The organism is Pseudomonas paralactis, from assembly GCF_001439735.1.
In the GTDB taxonomy this organism is placed as follows: Bacteria; Pseudomonadota; Gammaproteobacteria; order Pseudomonadales; family Pseudomonadaceae; genus Aquipseudomonas; species Aquipseudomonas paralactis.
The window spans coordinates 808,673-825,085 of record NZ_JYLN01000002.1; the positions used below are offsets into that span (position 1 = coordinate 808,673).

Genomic DNA, 16,413 nt, shown 5'->3' on the forward strand with positions numbered 1-16,413 from the left:
CGCTGGAAAAATAAAGCCCCAAAAACCCACAACAGGATTTTTTATATGAGTATTGACGCATCAAGTGGTATGAAAAGTATAGCGCAAACAGTTGCATCTCTAGGAGGTACAAGTGCAGCCGCAGGCAGCAGCGAAGGCTCAGCCGAAGCTATCTTCGAGAAAATGAAGGCTGATGCCATAAAAAACGGCTGGAAGAGTGCTGAAGTAAAAAATATTCAAGCATTGATCCGGTCGGGCGCTGGCCAATAACTACGAGGTGACCGATTACCTTTCAGGCTTTCCAGCCCGAAAGGTAATCATCCAACCGGCCGACAGATCATTTTAGTGTTCTAGCGCCACTGTCCACCCTGAACGAGTAAACACCCCATGCAAATAGTCAACGACCGTTTTTCACAGAAAAGCAGCAGTACCGAGCATGACCGTACGCCACCGGAACACTCGGCAGGCAGCACGGACGTCAGTTTTTTCACATCACTGTTCGAAGGTTCTCATCCCACAAACACAATCGCTTCCAAGCCTGACGTCTCACTCCTTTTGACAGAAGCATCCAAGCACCTCAGCAACTCAAGAGATGGCTTCGCCAAAATAATACGGTCGACCAAAAAAGGGATAGACGTTGAGGCCATAGGCAATTACCCACGCGAGTTACATAACGCACAACTGACAACACAACTGATGGTGAAATGCCTTGCCAAGACAACCCAGTGCATTGACAAGATCAGCAACATGCAGTCTTGAGCATGAATAACTCTCTGCTTGTCGCTTTAGTTTTGAGTATGACTTTTATATTGAGCGGATGTGGTGACCGGGTAGAACTGCATCGCCAACTGTCCGAACAAGAAGCCAATGAGGTCGTAGCCGAATTGGCTGATAAACATATTCGCGCGCAAAAAGTCCCGGCCAAAGACGGTGTCGTCGTAACGGTTAATACGAGCGACATCGGGCGCGCCGTGCGTACCCTGGAAGCCGCCGGCCTTCCCCGACTGGCCCGGACCACTATGGGGGATACCTTTCGCAAGGAAGGGGTCATTTCCACGCCGCTGGAAGAGCGTGCCCGCTACATCTATGCCTTATCTCAAGAGCTTGAAACCACGCTGTCCAAGATCGACGGCGTCATCGTCGCACGCGTGCATGTGGTGTTGCCTGAACGCATCGCGCCCGGAGAGCCGGTCCAACCCGCATCCGCGTCGGTATTCATCAAGCATGATCCACGCCTGGACCCCGACAACATCCGCGCAAGGGTCCGCAGAATGGTGGCGAGCAGCATCCCTGGAATGACCACCGCCGTGGACAATCCGCAAAAACTCACCGTGGTGTTTGTACCGGCCTCCACTTATCAGGAACAACAACGCCTGGTGTATTTCGGCCCCTTCCTGGTGCCCGGCGACGATCTCGGATTCTGGCGAACCAGCATCATGATTTTGCTGCTCAGCCTGGCTTCGGCCGTGGCTGCCATGATCATCCTGCAAGCGCGGCGCAAGCGTCCCCATCAACAGCCCGCACTGACAGGAAACTCAACGGGGCCAACGCATGGCACCTAGACCCGATCATCTGATGCGTGAGCAACTGGCCTGGGCTCAATGGTGGGCTTTTCCCTGGAAGCACGCCCACGAAGACTGGAGAGGCGACAAGTACCGGGCGATTGAAAGGCTTTTTTATAGCGCTCGGTCAGCGCCAGACGACCTTACGGGTTTTGCAGCCTGCTTACCGGCTGCACCTCATGCCACTGTGCTTCGGTTGGCCCTGGCCTCCACGAACCAGCTCAACCTGGTCCTGGCATTGGCTAATCACACGTTCAATCCCCAAGCAGCAGCATCCTTGAGTGAAGATCATCATGAGTGGTGCATGCGCCTCTCCATGGCGCTGTACCCTTCCATGCTGCCCCCACAGTCCGATCCGCTACGACTGCTTCACAGCTGGGTTGAACCCGCGACCTGGCAGCGCCTTCGATTGCGCTTCCCCCGTACGCGTGTGAGCGAGGCTGAAACAGCAGACGCCCCACTCGAAAATGCAAGCAGCCGATTGAACACGCTCTGGCAGGCCGTCGTCTGGCGCGTCGCAACCATGGCGAGCGACGGCCTGCCCCTGTCTCGCCAGGAGGAGGAAAGCAGCGATGTTATGCCGACATACTATTGAGTTACGCAAGGACGCCTCCGGCCCGCGAGCCAACCTTATCCCGCGCGAAGAGCTGGCCAATTGGGAGCAGGCCAACCATCTGTTGAGCCAGGCCAATGCCCAGGCCGACGAATTGATACGTATGGCCGAAAAAAAATGCGAGGCCATGCTTGAACACGCCTCATTGGAAATCTGGCAACGTGCCGACGCTCAACTCAAGCAATGGGAACGCGACCGTCAATCGATGTGCGACAACCTTGAACACTACGCGACCTCCATCACCAACCAGGCCATTCGCTGCCTGCTCGACGAGACAACTGCCCCGCAACGTCTCGCAGCGCTGTTGAAGCAGTTGCTGGATAGCCAAGTTCAGGAAGTCAGTGCGACGTTGCTTTGTCATCCCCATGATATTGAGGAAATAAGGCAGGGCCTGGCCCGTCACAAGAGCAGATTCTGGAAAGTAACCGCCGACGACACGGTTCATCCTCAAACACTCGTACTGAAAACAGATGAGGGGGACTTCCGTATCAGCTGGAATGCCATGCTCGATACTTTCTTCAACCAGGGCAAAGAGTATTCGATCGAGATCTAATCCTACGAGTACAAAGACTTTATTTATATTCAGCACTTAGAACCGACTGTTTAAATTCACCTTTCAACCTATGTATCAGAGGGAAATCATGGATTTCTTCAAAGAACTGACTCATTCGATCGCCCGAAATAAGACATCGACGTACAAAGAATTCAAGTCCGGTTTCGAAGAAAGCCTGGCCGCCGAAGACAGCGAGTTGTTTCACAACTTGGTAACGCGCAGAGAGGTCACGTTTGCGCTTTATAGCGAGCACGGTAAAACGGTCAATCAGATGCTCAAAACAACGATTGAAAGTTTTCAGTAAATGAAAGCGCTCGTGGGTGACTGGTTGAGCGGCAAGGAGGAAGAAATCGCCCTATTTGAAGGCGAAGACCCAGTCACCTTGCGACGTCAGGGCGACGCCATTTTATTGGGCGTTCAACTGACCTCAGCTCTGCCAGATAACTCAGCCTTGCAAGGCTGGCTGCGCCTGGGCGCGGCCAGCTTGAATCATTTTCAGGGTGCATTGGCTCAAAAAGCTGACACAGGTGCGCTATGGCTGATTCAACGTCTGCGCACAGACCGTGGCCAAGCCCACGTACTGAGTTGCCTCGAGACCCTGCTCAACCAACGCGACACATGGCGCGCAATCGTTGCGCGTCTTGCTCGCCCCGCCCAGAACCTCAAACCCACCCCGCTACGTTCACGCTTGTACTAATCAGAGAACTGTCTATGCCTAACAAGACCCATAAGGGCAGCCGCTTGTGCCTTGACTCGCCTGATGCTTCATTCAAAAGAGCCCATTGGCGCAAAGTGTTCCTGTTTTCCTGGCTACTGGCTTCAACCCCATGCGCGTTCGCGGCGATCCCCGCCGAATGGAGGAACACTGCCTACGCTTATGAAGCCGAACATAAGCCAGTTCGGGACGTGCTCGACGACTTCGCCCAAACCTTTGGTACGCAACTGCAAATCGAGGGTCTGCTGGAGGGCACCGTCAACGGCAAGATACGCGCCAATACCCCGCAATCCTTGCTCGACCGGCTGGGAGTAGAACATCGCTTCCAATGGTATCTGTACAACAACACGCTCTACATCAGCACCCTGGACCAGCAAGAGTCCGCGCGCCTGGAGGTTTCCTCCGAGACCATTGCCGACCTCAAGCAGGCGCTCACGGATATTGGCCTGCTCGATAGTCGCTTCGGTTGGGGTGAGTTGCCCGAAGATGGCGTCGTGCTGGTCTCCGGACCTCGGCGCTATATCGAACAAATCAAGCAGTTCAGCAGCCAACGCCGCACCGCCGATGAAAAACAGACCGTGCTGAGCTTCCCGCTGAAGTTCGCCAATGCCGCGGATCGTCAAGTGGATTACCGCGGCCAGAAGCTGATCATTGCTGGTGTTTCCAGCATTGTGCGAGGGTTGCTGGAGCCGCGTTCAAATCCGATTTCCTCGGTGCTGAGCCAACGCCCCTCCTCACAGCCCTCGCCTATAGCGCCGAATGCTCCCCGCTTGAGCAATCCCATGCTGGGGCAGATCCTCGGTACCAACAGCAACAACATGCCATTGGACATTGGCGCCACACTGCCCCCGCGTGCGCCTGCCCCCAGCAGCCGGATTCGCGTCGAAGCCGACATTCGCAATAACGCAGTCTTGATCTACGACCTGCCCGAGCGCCAGGCCATGTACCGCGAGTTGATCGCTCAACTCGATGTGGCGCGCAAACTGGTGGAGATCGACACGATCATTCTGGATATCGAGCGTACGCAGCTGGACGAGTTCGGCGTGAACTGGGGCTTTCAGAACAGCCGGTTCCGTGGCGGTGTACAGATGGCGCCGGGCACATCCCAACAGCTGTCGATTGAGAATCGCGACCGTTTCTATGCCGACATACGTGCCCTGGAAGCCAAGGGGCTGGCGACCATGGTTTCCAACCCGTCCGTGCTCACCCTGGAAAACCAGCCGGCGGTGATCGACTTCAACCGCACTCAATACCTGACGCCCGGGCGTGAAAACGCCACCATCTTGCCGGTCACTGTCGGTACCAGCGTCCAGGTCGTGCCCCGCGTGATCACCAGCCGGGGAAGCCATCAGATCCACCTGGTGGTGGATATCGAAGACGGCACCTTCGACGAATCCAACCCCAACCGTAGCTTGAGGGACCTTGATGTGCGCCGCGGTAACGTCAGCACCCAGGCCGTCATGGCGGAAAAGCGCTCGATGGTGGTGGGTGGCTTCCACGTCACAGAAAGCACCGACAGGCAAAACAAGGTGCCGCTGCTGGGCGATATCCCGCTGCTGGGCAAGGCGCTGTTCTCTTCCAGCGAAAGGCAGAACAACCGGCGTGAACGCCTGTTTATCATCACGCCACGCGTCATCGGCGACCAGGCCGATCCGTCTCGCTATTTGCCTCAGGCGGACCAGGCCCAATTGCAGACAGCGCTGGCACCGCTGGCCAGGCGTAACGCCCCGCACCAGCCGGTAATCAAGCGTAGCGACGTGATCAGTACCCTGGCGCACCTGGTGACGGGGCAAGTGCCCAAGGCCTTCAAGTTGGCGCCAATGCCCCTGGGGCTGAACACGTTGTGCAGCACCCGCGACCTGCTCGCGCTGAGTACCGATCGCAGCCAATGGTACGCGGGCGCTGAGTACAACGTTGCAGTCGTGGTGTTGCGCAACCAGTTCAACCGCAATGTGCGCATCGACGAAAAAGAATGCAGCAACTCGCAAACGCTTGCCGTCACCGTGTGGCCACACGCCTGGTTGAAACCGGGTGAGGAAGCCGAGGTATTTATCGCCATGCGTCCGGTGGTGAAGGATGAACACCTCAGCGTACCGCGCCCCACTTTGATTACGCCACCTCATAAGGTCCGCCCATGAAACATCAATTGTTGTGCGTCACTCTGATCGGTGCGGCGCTGCTCGTCAGCGCTTGCACCCCCACGTGCAAAGGCGACTCCTGCTCACGCCCGCAATCGACCGCACAAAAGATGGTGATCTGGTGGCCATCTCACATGCGTGTCGAACCCGGCCCTTCCGGGGAGCGAGCGGATTACCAGACGATATCGCTGGAACGATGAGCATCCAGGAAATACCCGACCAACCACGCCAGGTATTTCTGGAGAACCTGGTGAGCGGCGCAGCCACTCACCAGGTTCTCGCTTGCGGTATTGAGGTGCGTGTGGCGCACGCAGGCAATCGGCCTGGGCTGGCCTTGCATGTCGCTCGCGAAGCGTTGCAAGCCGGGCAATTACAACGCGCATTGCAACGGCGCTTTGAGCAGGCACAGGTGTTTGATGGATGTTTTATCTATCTCAATAATCAGGACGCCCTGGTGATCTGGCACGCATTGCCCACCTCTCACGGCGATACGGGCAGGATCCTCGGCAGGATGCTCTCGCTGGCCAATCTCAGCGCACTGGACCCAGGTTCCAGTCGCTGATCAGCGTTGATCAAGCTCAGGCAGTTCCAGCGTTTCGCGCTTGGCTTCGTCATCCAGCTCACGCAAGGTGCGGTAGATCAATGCTACCGCCTGCAAGGTTTCGCGAGGAATACTTGCACCCAGCTGTTTGGTATAGATGGTGCGGGCCAACCACACACATTGAATCACCGGGACCTCGGCGGCCTTTGCTCGCGCGATCAGTTTTCGCGCTTCGTCGTCCGTGCCTTTGCTGATCAGCAGGGGCAAAGGCGTCTCGCCTGGGCGGTAGTAGAGGGCGACTGCAAAGTGCGTGGGGTTAACCACCAACATGTCGGCCTCTTCCAGTTTGGGCAGTTTGACCTTCGGCTCCTCTTGCGCCAATTCATGCGCCAATTGGCGGCGCTGGCCCTTCACATGGGGGTCGCCCTCCATGTCCTTGTACTCCTTGACGACCTCAACCTGTGTCATGCGCATACGCTTGGCGAAGAAGTGTTTTTGCAAGGTCAGATCGATCAGCGCCAACACCAGCAACAGCCCCAGGCAGGCATGCAGCAAGTGACGGAACAACGCGATCAGCGCCAGCAGATAACTCTGCAGGTCGCTGTTGGCAAGGTTAATCAACGCCCCCAAAGCGGGCCAGACCACCACGTACACCATCAAGCCCAGAAGCAATGCCTTGGCGATGCTCATCAGCAGATTCATTAACGACTGAGCAGAGAACATCTGCTTGATCTGGCTGACAGGGTTCAGGCGATTGAAATCCATCTTCAGCGTGGCCGGTGCGAACAGCATGCCGAACTGCATCCAACTGGCAATCAGCTTGGCGGCAATCGCAAGCCCGGCCATCAACAGAGAGAACGAGAAAAACATCACCAGGCCCTCCACCAGCACTTCTTCCAGCGCCCGCGCAAACGGCTGGCCCAAGCGTGACATCGGCAACACCAACAGTTGCTGAAAGCGCTGCAGACTGGTTTCGGCAGTGAACAAGGCGACCTCACTGATCGCCGTCAGCGCCAGCAGCTTGCTCACATCCTGGCTTTGCGCGACCTGACCCTTCTTACGTTGGTCACGCAGTTTCTTGGCAGACGCCGGGTGCTTTTTTTCCCCCGAATCACTCACGGCGTCGCGACCTTGAACAAAAGCCCCAGGTAGTGCGTAAGCTCACCCAGCTGGCTCATACGCCCGACAATAAGGTCCTGCAACAATGCAAAGTACAGCAACAAAATACCGATTCCCGCCAGGCATTTGACCGGCGGTGCCAAGGTACTCACTTGCAATTGCTGGCTGTAGACCCCCAGCAACGCAATACCGAACTCCAGCAACAACAGCACGGCAATAAAGGGCGCGGCATACAGCAGCATGTGCATGAACGTGTCATTGAGCAGCCCGACAAATACGCTCATGCCATTAGCTGCCGGAAGCGGAAACCACACGGTGGGTGGCCAGATCAGGTAACTGTCCCAGATCACCTGGGTGAGCGTGCCCAAGCCCAGGATGGCCATCAGCAGGTAAATCGCCAGTTGCTTGAACATGTGCCCGATCGGCGTCGCGTCCGGCCCCAGTGACGGGTTGAGCTGGCCACCGGCCAAGGCGCCACGCTGGTTGTCCAACAGCGCACCCACCGACTCGAACATCCAGAACGGCATCGCCAACAACACCCCCAGCAGCAACCCCAACGCGACCTCCTTGAGCATCAGCGCACCAAGCATCAATGCTGAATAATCCTGCCCCGCCAAAGCAGCATGAATACCCGGAGCGGGCAACAGCGCCATGACCATCACGATGGTGTGCCGAGGCAAGCCGCGCACATGTTGAAAACAGAACGCCGCCACCAGGATGCCGCAGGGGTAGATACGCGCCATGCCAATCACCAGGCTGGGGAGATACTCGAGATAAAGCAGCACAGGCAACGCCTTAGTTCAGGGCCGAACGGCCGATCATTTCAAACGTCAGGTTGATCAGCTGGATCAACTCCACGCCAATCCAGCGGCCCGTCAGGATCAAGGTGACACCCACCGCCACCAGCTTGATACCAAAGGGCAATGTCTGGTCCTGGATCTGCATCAGCGCTTGTACCAACGAGGTCAGCACCCCCACCACCACCGCCACGATCAGCGGCGGCGCCGACAGTACAACCACCAGCAACATGCCCTGCTTGAACAGCACGATAGGTTCCATACGCCACTCAGAGATAGGAAAGGAACAGGCTGTCGAGCAACCGCGACCAGCCAGACACCAGCACGAACAGCAGCAGCTTGAGCGGCAGAGAAATGGTCATCGGCGAGACCATCTGCATACCCAGCGCCAGCAACAGGTTGGAAACAATAAGGTCGATCACGATGAAGGGTATGTAGATCAGGAACCCGATCTCGAACCCCGCCTGCAATTGCGAAAGCACAAAGGCCGGGATCAGCAGGATAAGATCCTCTCGCTGTACCTCCTGCGCCATTTTCGCAGGCCACAGCCTTGCGGTATTGTCCAGTAGATGGGTCAGCACATCCGGGTCCACATTACGCAGCATGAATGCACGCAAAGGGTTGATGGCCTCATTGCCGGTATGCAGAAACGTTTGCACGTTGCTCATGTCCAGAGGCGAAGCCTTGATATTCTCGGCGATCTCATACCCCACCGGCGCCATGATGAACAAGGTGGCCGCCAGGGCAATTCCGTTGATGGCCATGCTCGGAGGTACCTGCTGTACGCCGATGGCATTGCGGGTAATCATCAGCACAATCACGATTTTCAAGAAGGCTGTGCAGACCACCAACAGCATGGGCATCAACGACAACGCGCCCAGAAATACCGCCAGGACTATCGGGTCCAGCCCTTGAAGAATCATCGACCGAACACCACTCGGGACAACTGCAACCCCAGGCGCCCGTCAACTTCCACCAACTGCCCCTGGCCAATGGGCCGATCGCCATAAAACAGACCTGCCATGCCAGGGGCAAAACCGGTAATGCCCAATACCGAGCCGGGCACCAGGTTACGCAACTCCCCCAGAGTCAGGTTCAATGTTCCGCAGCGTACGCTCAGCGTCATGCTCAATTCATCGAACGGCTCGGGCCCGAATACGTCCACTACGGGTTCATCGTCTTCATGCCCCGAGTGATGAGGTACAGCTAAATCTTCGTCCACAGACATGTCCTCGATAGAAGTAAGAGTGAAACGTAACCACCCGGTGTCATCGTCAATGCCGCCATGCAGGCGCTCTCTGCCGACCGACACATAGCCGCTGCCCCGGGCCTGGAAAAAAGTCTGTTCAAGCACCAGCACGTCGCCGGCTCGCAGGCTGCCGGCCTGTACGATCGGCAACCGCAACCGCCCAAGGGTCACGGCAATTGCCAGTTGAAACGACAACGGCAGCGGTGCAGCCGTGGCTCGCCAGGCCCCCGCCTCGTGCAATGCCAAAAAGCTTTTGGTGCTCAACCACACATAACCCTCAACCCACGAGGTCCCCAGGGTCACGGTGACGCGACAGCCAAAGCCCTTTGGTCGCTCGGTGTGTAGCAATCGCACATACCCCAACAGCGCTCGCACTTCGGGGCTCAGGTAATACTGGAACAACGTCCAGAACCAGGAATCAGGCTCGTTGTCGCCCCTTGCCAGGGTCACCGGACATTCGCCCAGCAGGCTAAGCAACGGCCCCGCCTTAGCGAGTGCCAGCACACCGCACTGCGTGTCGAAGCACACCGCGTCAGCGCCAACTGGCGGACGTCCAGGCTCAAGCCGCAACTCCCCGGCCTGACCCGCAACATGGAACGGCAAGTACAGGCCACGGCCCAGCCGGCGGCGTGCGGCAACCCAGTCGCTCTTGATCGACGGAAGTGTCAGCAGCGGTACGATCATGGGTTGCCGACGCTTGGCAGAAGCAGGCTGACCGGCAGCCCCAGCGCTTGGGTAAAACGGTCCTCACACTGTTGCCGTACGCCGCTGAGCCAGCGAGCCGTGGCGTCGTGTTCCGCTTCCAGTTCAATGGCCCAGGCGCTCTGCTCTCGGCGCACACTGGCGTTGATCCGTCCCAGACGTGGCAAGTACAGCACGGCCTGTAATGGCCACTGCGAACCGGCCCACACACGAGGCGCCAGTTGCTCGGCCAACGCCTCGATCATGGCGACACCTGCCGCTGGTTTTTTTCCCGGCAAGAAGGCTCTCGTCCCGGCGCCCTCCCCATCCCCGGCAAACAACCGCGCAAACAGTCGCCCTTGCTCCCACGGCACCACGCCCGCTGCGCCTGACTCACGCTCTTCGCGAGGCTCACGCAGGGTTGGTCGTTCAGTGGGTGTATTCGCAACCTGGGTCATGTCGGCTCCTGTGCAAGCAAAAGTGATAGCTCCTGCAACTTTTCCACCTGCCGCAGGCATTCGGTGGCTTGCCTCTGGGCACTGCCAACGTGGTGTTCCTTTTCTTGCCGTTGATTGCACAGCGCCTCCAGCTGCCCCTCTTCGCGCCGGGTGCTGGCGGATAAAGAGCGCTCCTGTGCGTTCCAGGATTTCAGGCCCGCCAAGGTCAAGAGTTGGCCCTGGTGCTGGCTGAGCAACTCAGCACTTTGCCGGGCCTGCTCCTGCCGAGTGTGTTCAAGTGCATCCTGGGCCTGCTGGATATGCGCGAGCAGGGCCCGTTGCGCACGCTTGGCCTCACGCAGGGCACGTTCGGCACGATCAGCCCTGTGCCTGCGCAGGCAACGCAGCATCTGCACTTCACCGAGCAGCACATCAGAAGGGGACATAGCGGGTCAGCTCCCTGAGTTGCTCCAGCGTGACGGCCATTGGTGTCGGCTCACGCAGATCCTGGCGCAGGAAGCCGTCCACCGCTTGGCGACTGTTCACGGCCAGGTCCGTCAACGCATCACTGCCAGGCTGGTATTCGCCCAGCTTGAGCATCAACTCGATCTGCTGGTACGCCGATAACAAACGTCGCAATGCCGTGCCCGCCTGAATATCCTCAGGCGCCGCGACGTTGCTCAGTATTCGTGAAAGGCTGGCCAACACATCCACCGCCGGATAGTGCCCACGCTCAGCCAATTTGCGCGACAACACGATATGGCCGTCGAGCAATGAACGTACTTCATCGGCCACCGGGTCGTTCATGGAGTCCTGCTCAATCAGCACCGTGTAGATCGCTGTGATCACGCCGTCACGGGTCAACCCGGCGCGCTCCACCAAGCGCGGCAGCAAACTGTACACCGAAGGCGGCAGGCCTCCGCGCCCCAGGGGTTCGCCGGCAGCCAGGCCAATTTCACGCTGGGCCCTGGCGAAGCGGGTCAGCGAATCAATCAGCAGCAACACCCGTTGACCCTTGCGCCGAAAACCTTCAGCCAGTGCCGTGGCGGTAAAGGCGGCGCGGGCACGCTCCATGCTGGAGCGATCAGATGTGGCACACACCAGTACCGCTTTGGAGCGCAATTGCTCATCGAGCTCATGGTCGAGAAACTCACGCAGTTCGCGCCCCCGCTCGCCGATCAAGCCGAACACGATGACATCGCACTCCACGTTACGGGCGATCTCGGCCAACAAGGTGGTTTTGCCACAACCGGCCCCGGCGAACAGACCGACGCGCTGGCCCTCACCGAGCGTCATCAAGCCATCGATGGACCGCACCCCGGTGGCCAGCGCCCGGTTGATGCGCGGTCGCTCGGTGGGCAAGGGCGCTTCACATAACACCGGGCTGGTATCCGGCAGTTCGGACTCGACAAATGCGCTGGCACCCTGGCCCGTAATCGGCCGCCCGAAGCCATCCAGCACCTGCCCCAACAGCGCCTCGCTGACCTGCACCCGATGCGACACGCCCAGGCGCTCAACCGGTGCCCCCACGCGCACGCCTTCCAGGTTCCCAAGGGCACTGAGCACCGCATCCTGCTGATCAAACCCGATGATTTCAGCAAGCATGCAATCACCCGGCCCTTTCTCCACCTGGCACAAATCACCGATGCGCGCCTGAGGCAGCCGACACTGTAAAAGCATGCCGTTAACGCGCTGGATTCGCCCGCGCATGGCCACCGGCGCAAAGCTGCCAAGCGACTGGGCCTGGCGTTGTTGCCAGGCCTCAAGACGCGTTTGCACGGGCGTACTCACCAGTGCACCTCATAGCGTTGTGCGCCATCAAAAACCACTTTGTTATTGTCGATCAGCACCAGGCGCAGCCCGTCCACCTGATCCCCCAAAAACAGTCGGCTACCCTCTTCCAGAACCACATGGCCGTTAGGTCCGCCGACAATCTGCACGATCCTGAACGGCAAGGCGTCATCTCGCACACGTACACGGCTGAGCACCGGCACCATACTGTCGAACTGCTCACCAAAGCGGCTGAGCATCCGCGACACCAGCTCCACTTCGTCCTGGGAAACATCACCGCTGAGCACGACCTGGCCGTTGATGACTTGCAAGTCGATCCGTTGGCTTAGCTCACGCTCGCCGAGCATTTTCAGTAACTGCTGACGCACATCAAACGGTGAGGCCAATTCATGTTTGCCAATCACCGGTGGCATCAGGGAAGCCTGCGCCTCATGCTCCCCTGTCGAGACCATACCCACCACCGCGATGACCACCGCCACCACCAGCATCAGGCTGATCAAGCGCTTTTGCTGCGAGGGTGAGATGGACGATAACGGCAGTGCCTGCACAGGTTGGCCCGGTGGTGGCAATGTTGCAGATACCGGGGCCTGCGGCTCAGGCCATGGGTGATCGGCCAAGGTGACGCACAATCGCACGCTGCCCACCACAAAGGGCACGTTCAGCGCCAGGCTCGGGATCTGCGCCAGGGCCTGGCCATCAGCCCCATACAACAGCTGCGCCTGGGCCTGCACCGACCAGTTAGCCTCGAAAAAACGCAGCAGGGCATGATGCTCGGCGACCCCAGGATCGCTCAGCACCAGGTCAGCATCCGGCTCGGCACCGATGCTCCATCGTTCGCCGAACAACGGCAACGCGGCACCCTGGCGCAGCCCATCAAGCACGCGTAACTCATACATCATCGAGCCCTCCTTCGGACGGTCCATGGCTGTGAACTCATGCCGCTGCACCACGCATTAATGCTTCCTGACCGAGGTCAATGCGCCCCAATACCTTGACCCTGGACGTGCTTCCCAACTCAGCGAAAGACAGCACCGGTACATGGTTGAACTCTTCGAGCAATAAGGTCCGCAAGGGGCTGCGCAAGTCCTGCGCCACCAACATCACGCTTTTGCTCTTGGCCCTTAAGGTAAAGGCCTGATTGAGCAGGTTGATAAACGCCGCGCTGTGGTCCTGGTCCAACGCGAAGAACACCCCGGTCTGGGTCTGGCGCAGGGCTTCGCGCAGGATGTTTTCGCTCTGTGGAGACAACAGCCAGGCATGCAGGCCGTCGGCCTCGCTGTACTGGTGATAGATCTGCGCCTTGAGCGCAATGCGTGCATAGTCGGCCAGGGCTTCCGGTTCACGCTCATGCTGTCCGTACTCAATCAGCGATTCGACAATCAGGCGCACCGCCCGCAGCGGGACACCTTCACTGGCCAGGCGTTGCAACACCGCAGAAAAACGCGACAGCGGCATGATGCGCTGCAGTTCCTGCACCAGTTCCGGCTGGTTATGCTCAAGCCAACTCAGGATCGACTTGCTCTCCTGAATTCCCAGGAACTGTGGCCCGCTGAGCATCATCGCCTTCCTCATACGCTCCAGGATCAGGCTTGTGGCGGTGAAGCGCTCCAGTTGCGGATCATCAAGCAGCGGATCGTCAGGGGCCAACCAGAGCCAATCCTGTTCATCGCGCTCAACCAGCCCGGCGATGGCGTGCTCAGGCTCAACCTCAAGTGCCTTGCGCTCAACGGCCACATGATTGACCACCGACGCCCTGACCATGGGGACTTCATGCACACAAAAGCGCATCTCATCGGGGGCCAGTGAGTCATCCAGTTCGACTTCGAACGGCGGCAACGTCAGGCCAATATTGGCGACCAGTGAGTTTCGCGCCTGGCGAATCCCGTGAATCAAATTCGTCACTTCAGGCGTGCCACGCAGCACGGGGGAAAACTGCAACAGGTAAGGGCGCGACGGGTCAAAGCCGCGCAGGTCCTCTTTGCCGTTCTCTTCAGGGCGAACCACTTCAGCGGCCTCGCTGGAAGGCTCTGCCTGCTGTTGACGCTGACGCACCAGGTAGTAACCCACACTGCCGGTGATCAGCGCGATCAGGATAAATACCAGGGTAGGCATACCGGGAACCATGGCAAACGCAAGCATTCCCACCGAGGCAATCACCCAACTCTTGGGCTCGCTGGTCATTTGCCGGGCAATTTCAACGCCCATGTTACTGACGCCTTTGCGTCCGTCCGGCGCAACTCGGGTGATGATCATGCCGGCAGTCAACGAAATCAGCAGCGCCGGAATCTGTGCAATCAAGCCATCGCCGATCGTCAGTACCGAATACAAGGCCATCGAATCGCCTGCGCTCAAGCCGTGCTGGAACATGCCCGTGGAGAAGCCGCCCAACAGGTTGACCACGACGATGATCAAGCCGGCGATGGCGTCGCCTTTGACGAACTTCATGGCCCCGTCCATGGCCCCGAACAGTTGGCTCTCGCGCGACAACTGCTCACGCTTGTCTCTTGCTTGCATGCCGTCAATCAGCCCTGCACGCAGGTCGCTATCGATGGACATCTGTTTGCCGGGCATCGCATCCAGGCTAAACCGCGCCGCCACCTCGGCAACCCGCTCCGAGCCCTTGGTGATCACCAGGAAGTTGACCAGGGTCAGGATCAGAAAGATCACCATCCCGACCGCCAGGTTTCCGCCCACCACGAAATTGCCGAAGGCCTCGACGATGTCACCGGCGTCCTGTTCCAGCAGGATCAAGCGCGTGGTCGCAATCGACAGCGCCAAACGAAACATGGTGGTCAGCAACAGGATCGACGGGAACGACGAGAACGCCAGAGGGCCTGGGAGATAAAGCGCCAGAACGATCAGCAGGCAAGATATGCAGATATTGAGCGCAATCAGAATATCTACCAGCCAGGTCGGCAGTGGCACGATAAAAATAAACACAATGGCCATGACCACCACAGCGCCCAGCACTTCAGCGCGCTGTGCCACTTTGAGCAGCAAGCCGTTGATGGTCGACAGCAGGGTCACGTCATAGCCCCCGGCAACTCAGGAAACCGCTGGGTCCCCCCGTCGATCCGGTTCAGCTCGTCCATCACCGCGACAAACCTGAACAAGGTTTCCTCACGGACTCTATCGTCAGACCATAAGGCCAGCGGCATCTGCCGGATAAGAGGGTAAAGCGCGTTGAGCGCTGCCAGTTGCCTGGAAGACGAACCACTGCCCATCTCGTTTCCCAACCGCAGGATTTCATCGGCGGCGATACCGCTGTCGGCGTATCCAAGCAGGCGCTGCAGCAGGGAAACCGCGTCCTGATCGACGTCCAGTCGCTGGTTAAACGCCAGGCAATCGGCCAACACGGTGCCCAACTGCCCACAACTGCGCAGGCCCTGCAGCAAAGAGCGCAACAGTGGCGTAGGCATCGATGACACCCGGGCCGCGATATCGTCTGCCAAGGCTTTACGCATCACATTGAGCCCTTCATAGAAGCGCTCGCCGCCGTATACGCCCAGCAGGGCTTGCATCATGGTCGCCAGCGATTGGCGCGTGACCACGCTGGCATAGTAGAGCGCACGGAGCGCCTGGCGCTCCTGCGGGTCCACACCGGCCGCTTGCAAGGTTACGGCAATGTTCAGGCCTGCCTGGATTTCTCTTTTGAAACGCGCCTCGAATTTGGCAATGGCTGCGCGGGCCAAGGCAGCCTCGGATTTACGCAGTTCGACATCCGCCTGGCTCGCCACGTGCTTGAGCACCACGAACGCACGCGCCGGGTCGCCGCCTGCGAGGTCGAGCAATTTATCGACGCTGGCGTCTTTGAGTAACTGCATTCTGATGCGGCGAGAAACCGAGGCCATGCTCGCCTGGGCCGGATGCCCCAACTGCTCATAAAGCTGCACCAGTTGCTCCGCCGCAGGCACGCGCACGCCCATCTGCCGCTGAGCCAGCGGGAGTTTATTGAGCACGACTTCCTGATTGAACAGTTGCGCCAGTTCATCAACACCCTTCGCAGGCGCAGGCACGGTGGTATTGCTGATAACAGGTTGATCCAGGCGTTGGACCGTTGGCACATCGTTGCGCGATTCGACTTTCATGGACAGGCCAGTTCCGGAAGAGTGTGTCTCTGTGTGGCAAAGCCTACCCATACGGTTCCATTGAAATTCGAAACGACGGCATATTTGAAAATACTTGCACGGGCGCCTGATCCTCACGTGCAACAGCCTGCGTAAAAAAGCTTCAATTCA

Annotated in this window: 21 protein-coding genes; 10 read left to right on the forward strand and 11 right to left on the reverse strand. The window is 58.6% G+C overall.

The window, feature by feature from the left end:
* The first annotated feature begins 45 nt into the window (after positions 1-45).
* The 10 genes from TX23_RS26970 (at position 46) to TX23_RS07945 (ending at position 6,122) form a co-directional block, all read left to right on the forward strand.
* Positions 46-249, forward strand: coding sequence for a type III secretion protein (locus TX23_RS26970; RefSeq protein ID WP_082629588.1), 204 nt, complete (start codon positions 46-48; stop codon positions 247-249).
* 117 nt (positions 250-366) lie between these two features.
* Entirely contained in the window at positions 367-738 is a 372-nt protein-coding gene (locus TX23_RS07910) for a hypothetical protein (RefSeq protein ID WP_057701702.1), read from the forward strand.
* A 2-nt stretch (positions 739-740) separates the two neighbouring features.
* Complete coding sequence (sctJ, locus tag TX23_RS07915) at positions 741-1,541, forward strand: type III secretion system inner membrane ring lipoprotein SctJ (RefSeq protein WP_057701703.1); 801 nt, start codon at positions 741-743, stop codon at positions 1,539-1,541.
* Positions 1,531-2,136 carry a hypothetical protein gene (locus TX23_RS07920; protein WP_057701704.1) on the forward strand — a complete coding sequence of 202 codons (606 nt, stop codon included), beginning with the start codon at positions 1,531-1,533 and terminating at the stop codon, positions 2,134-2,136. Before sctJ ends, TX23_RS07920 begins: the two co-directional genes overlap by 11 nt.
* A complete protein-coding gene (sctL, locus tag TX23_RS07925; RefSeq protein ID WP_057701705.1) occupies positions 2,114-2,707 on the forward strand; it encodes a type III secretion system stator protein SctL in 594 nt (197 codons plus the stop codon). Before TX23_RS07920 ends, sctL begins: the two co-directional genes overlap by 23 nt.
* Positions 2,708-2,795: 88 nt before the next feature.
* Entirely contained in the window at positions 2,796-3,011 is a 216-nt protein-coding gene (locus tag TX23_RS07930; RefSeq protein WP_057701706.1) for a hypothetical protein, read from the forward strand.
* Positions 3,012-3,404 carry a hypothetical protein gene (locus TX23_RS07935; RefSeq protein ID WP_057701707.1) on the forward strand — a complete coding sequence of 131 codons (393 nt, stop codon included), beginning with the start codon at positions 3,012-3,014 and terminating at the stop codon, positions 3,402-3,404. It abuts the gene before it with no gap.
* A gap of 14 nt (positions 3,405-3,418) precedes the next feature.
* Positions 3,419-5,560: a type III secretion system outer membrane ring subunit SctC gene (sctC, locus tag TX23_RS07940; RefSeq protein WP_057701708.1), complete on the forward strand. Its 2,142-nt coding sequence runs from the start codon at positions 3,419-3,421 to the stop codon at positions 5,558-5,560.
* Positions 5,557-5,760 (forward strand): HrpT family type III secretion system protein, encoded by a 204-nt coding sequence (hrpT, locus tag TX23_RS28395; protein WP_078820232.1) that lies wholly within the window; start codon positions 5,557-5,559, stop codon positions 5,758-5,760. Before sctC ends, hrpT begins: the two co-directional genes overlap by 4 nt.
* A complete protein-coding gene (locus TX23_RS07945) occupies positions 5,757-6,122 on the forward strand; it encodes a hypothetical protein (protein WP_057701709.1) in 366 nt (121 codons plus the stop codon). Before hrpT ends, TX23_RS07945 begins: the two co-directional genes overlap by 4 nt.
* Here TX23_RS07945 and sctU read toward each other — a convergent pair whose 3' ends face one another.
* From sctU to TX23_RS08000, 11 genes are read right to left on the reverse strand one after another with little or no spacing between them, the layout of a single operon-like run.
* A complete protein-coding gene (gene sctU, locus TX23_RS07950) occupies positions 6,123-7,220 on the reverse strand; it encodes a type III secretion system export apparatus subunit SctU (RefSeq protein ID WP_057701710.1) in 1,098 nt (365 codons plus the stop codon).
* Complete coding sequence (sctT, locus tag TX23_RS07955) at positions 7,217-8,005, reverse strand: type III secretion system export apparatus subunit SctT (RefSeq protein ID WP_057701711.1); 789 nt, start codon at positions 8,003-8,005, stop codon at positions 7,217-7,219. The genes sctU and sctT overlap by 4 nt, the downstream gene beginning before the upstream one ends.
* 10 nt (positions 8,006-8,015) lie before the next feature.
* Positions 8,016-8,279 carry a type III secretion system export apparatus subunit SctS gene (sctS, locus tag TX23_RS07960; RefSeq protein ID WP_014716816.1) on the reverse strand — a complete coding sequence of 88 codons (264 nt, stop codon included), beginning with the start codon at positions 8,277-8,279 and terminating at the stop codon, positions 8,016-8,018.
* A gap of 7 nt (positions 8,280-8,286) precedes the next feature.
* Positions 8,287-8,940 (reverse strand): type III secretion system export apparatus subunit SctR, encoded by a 654-nt coding sequence (gene sctR, locus TX23_RS07965; RefSeq protein WP_057701712.1) that lies wholly within the window; start codon positions 8,938-8,940, stop codon positions 8,287-8,289.
* Positions 8,937-9,950 (reverse strand): FliM/FliN family flagellar motor switch protein, encoded by a 1,014-nt coding sequence (locus TX23_RS07970; protein ID WP_057701713.1) that lies wholly within the window; start codon positions 9,948-9,950, stop codon positions 8,937-8,939. The genes sctR and TX23_RS07970 overlap by 4 nt, the downstream gene beginning before the upstream one ends.
* Entirely contained in the window at positions 9,947-10,405 is a 459-nt protein-coding gene (locus TX23_RS26980) for a type III secretion system HrpP C-terminal domain-containing protein (protein WP_082629589.1), read from the reverse strand. The genes TX23_RS07970 and TX23_RS26980 overlap by 4 nt, the downstream gene beginning before the upstream one ends.
* Positions 10,402-10,830: a type III secretion system stalk subunit SctO gene (gene sctO, locus TX23_RS07980; protein WP_057701715.1), complete on the reverse strand. Its 429-nt coding sequence runs from the start codon at positions 10,828-10,830 to the stop codon at positions 10,402-10,404. The genes TX23_RS26980 and sctO overlap by 4 nt, the downstream gene beginning before the upstream one ends.
* A complete protein-coding gene (locus TX23_RS07985; RefSeq protein ID WP_057701716.1) occupies positions 10,817-12,175 on the reverse strand; it encodes a FliI/YscN family ATPase in 1,359 nt (452 codons plus the stop codon). Before TX23_RS07985 ends, sctO begins: the two co-directional genes overlap by 14 nt.
* Positions 12,172-13,071: an FHA domain-containing protein gene (locus TX23_RS07990; protein ID WP_057701763.1), complete on the reverse strand. Its 900-nt coding sequence runs from the start codon at positions 13,069-13,071 to the stop codon at positions 12,172-12,174. The genes TX23_RS07985 and TX23_RS07990 overlap by 4 nt, the downstream gene beginning before the upstream one ends.
* A gap of 37 nt (positions 13,072-13,108) precedes the next feature.
* The gene (sctV, locus tag TX23_RS07995; RefSeq protein WP_057701717.1) at positions 13,109-15,202 is read right to left on the reverse strand and encodes a type III secretion system export apparatus subunit SctV; all 2,094 of its coding nucleotides are present in this window, start codon (positions 15,200-15,202) and stop codon (positions 13,109-13,111) included.
* Positions 15,199-16,263 carry a TyeA family type III secretion system gatekeeper subunit gene (locus TX23_RS08000; RefSeq protein WP_057701718.1) on the reverse strand — a complete coding sequence of 355 codons (1,065 nt, stop codon included), beginning with the start codon at positions 16,261-16,263 and terminating at the stop codon, positions 15,199-15,201. The genes sctV and TX23_RS08000 overlap by 4 nt, the downstream gene beginning before the upstream one ends.
* Positions 16,264-16,413 lie beyond the last annotated feature (150 nt).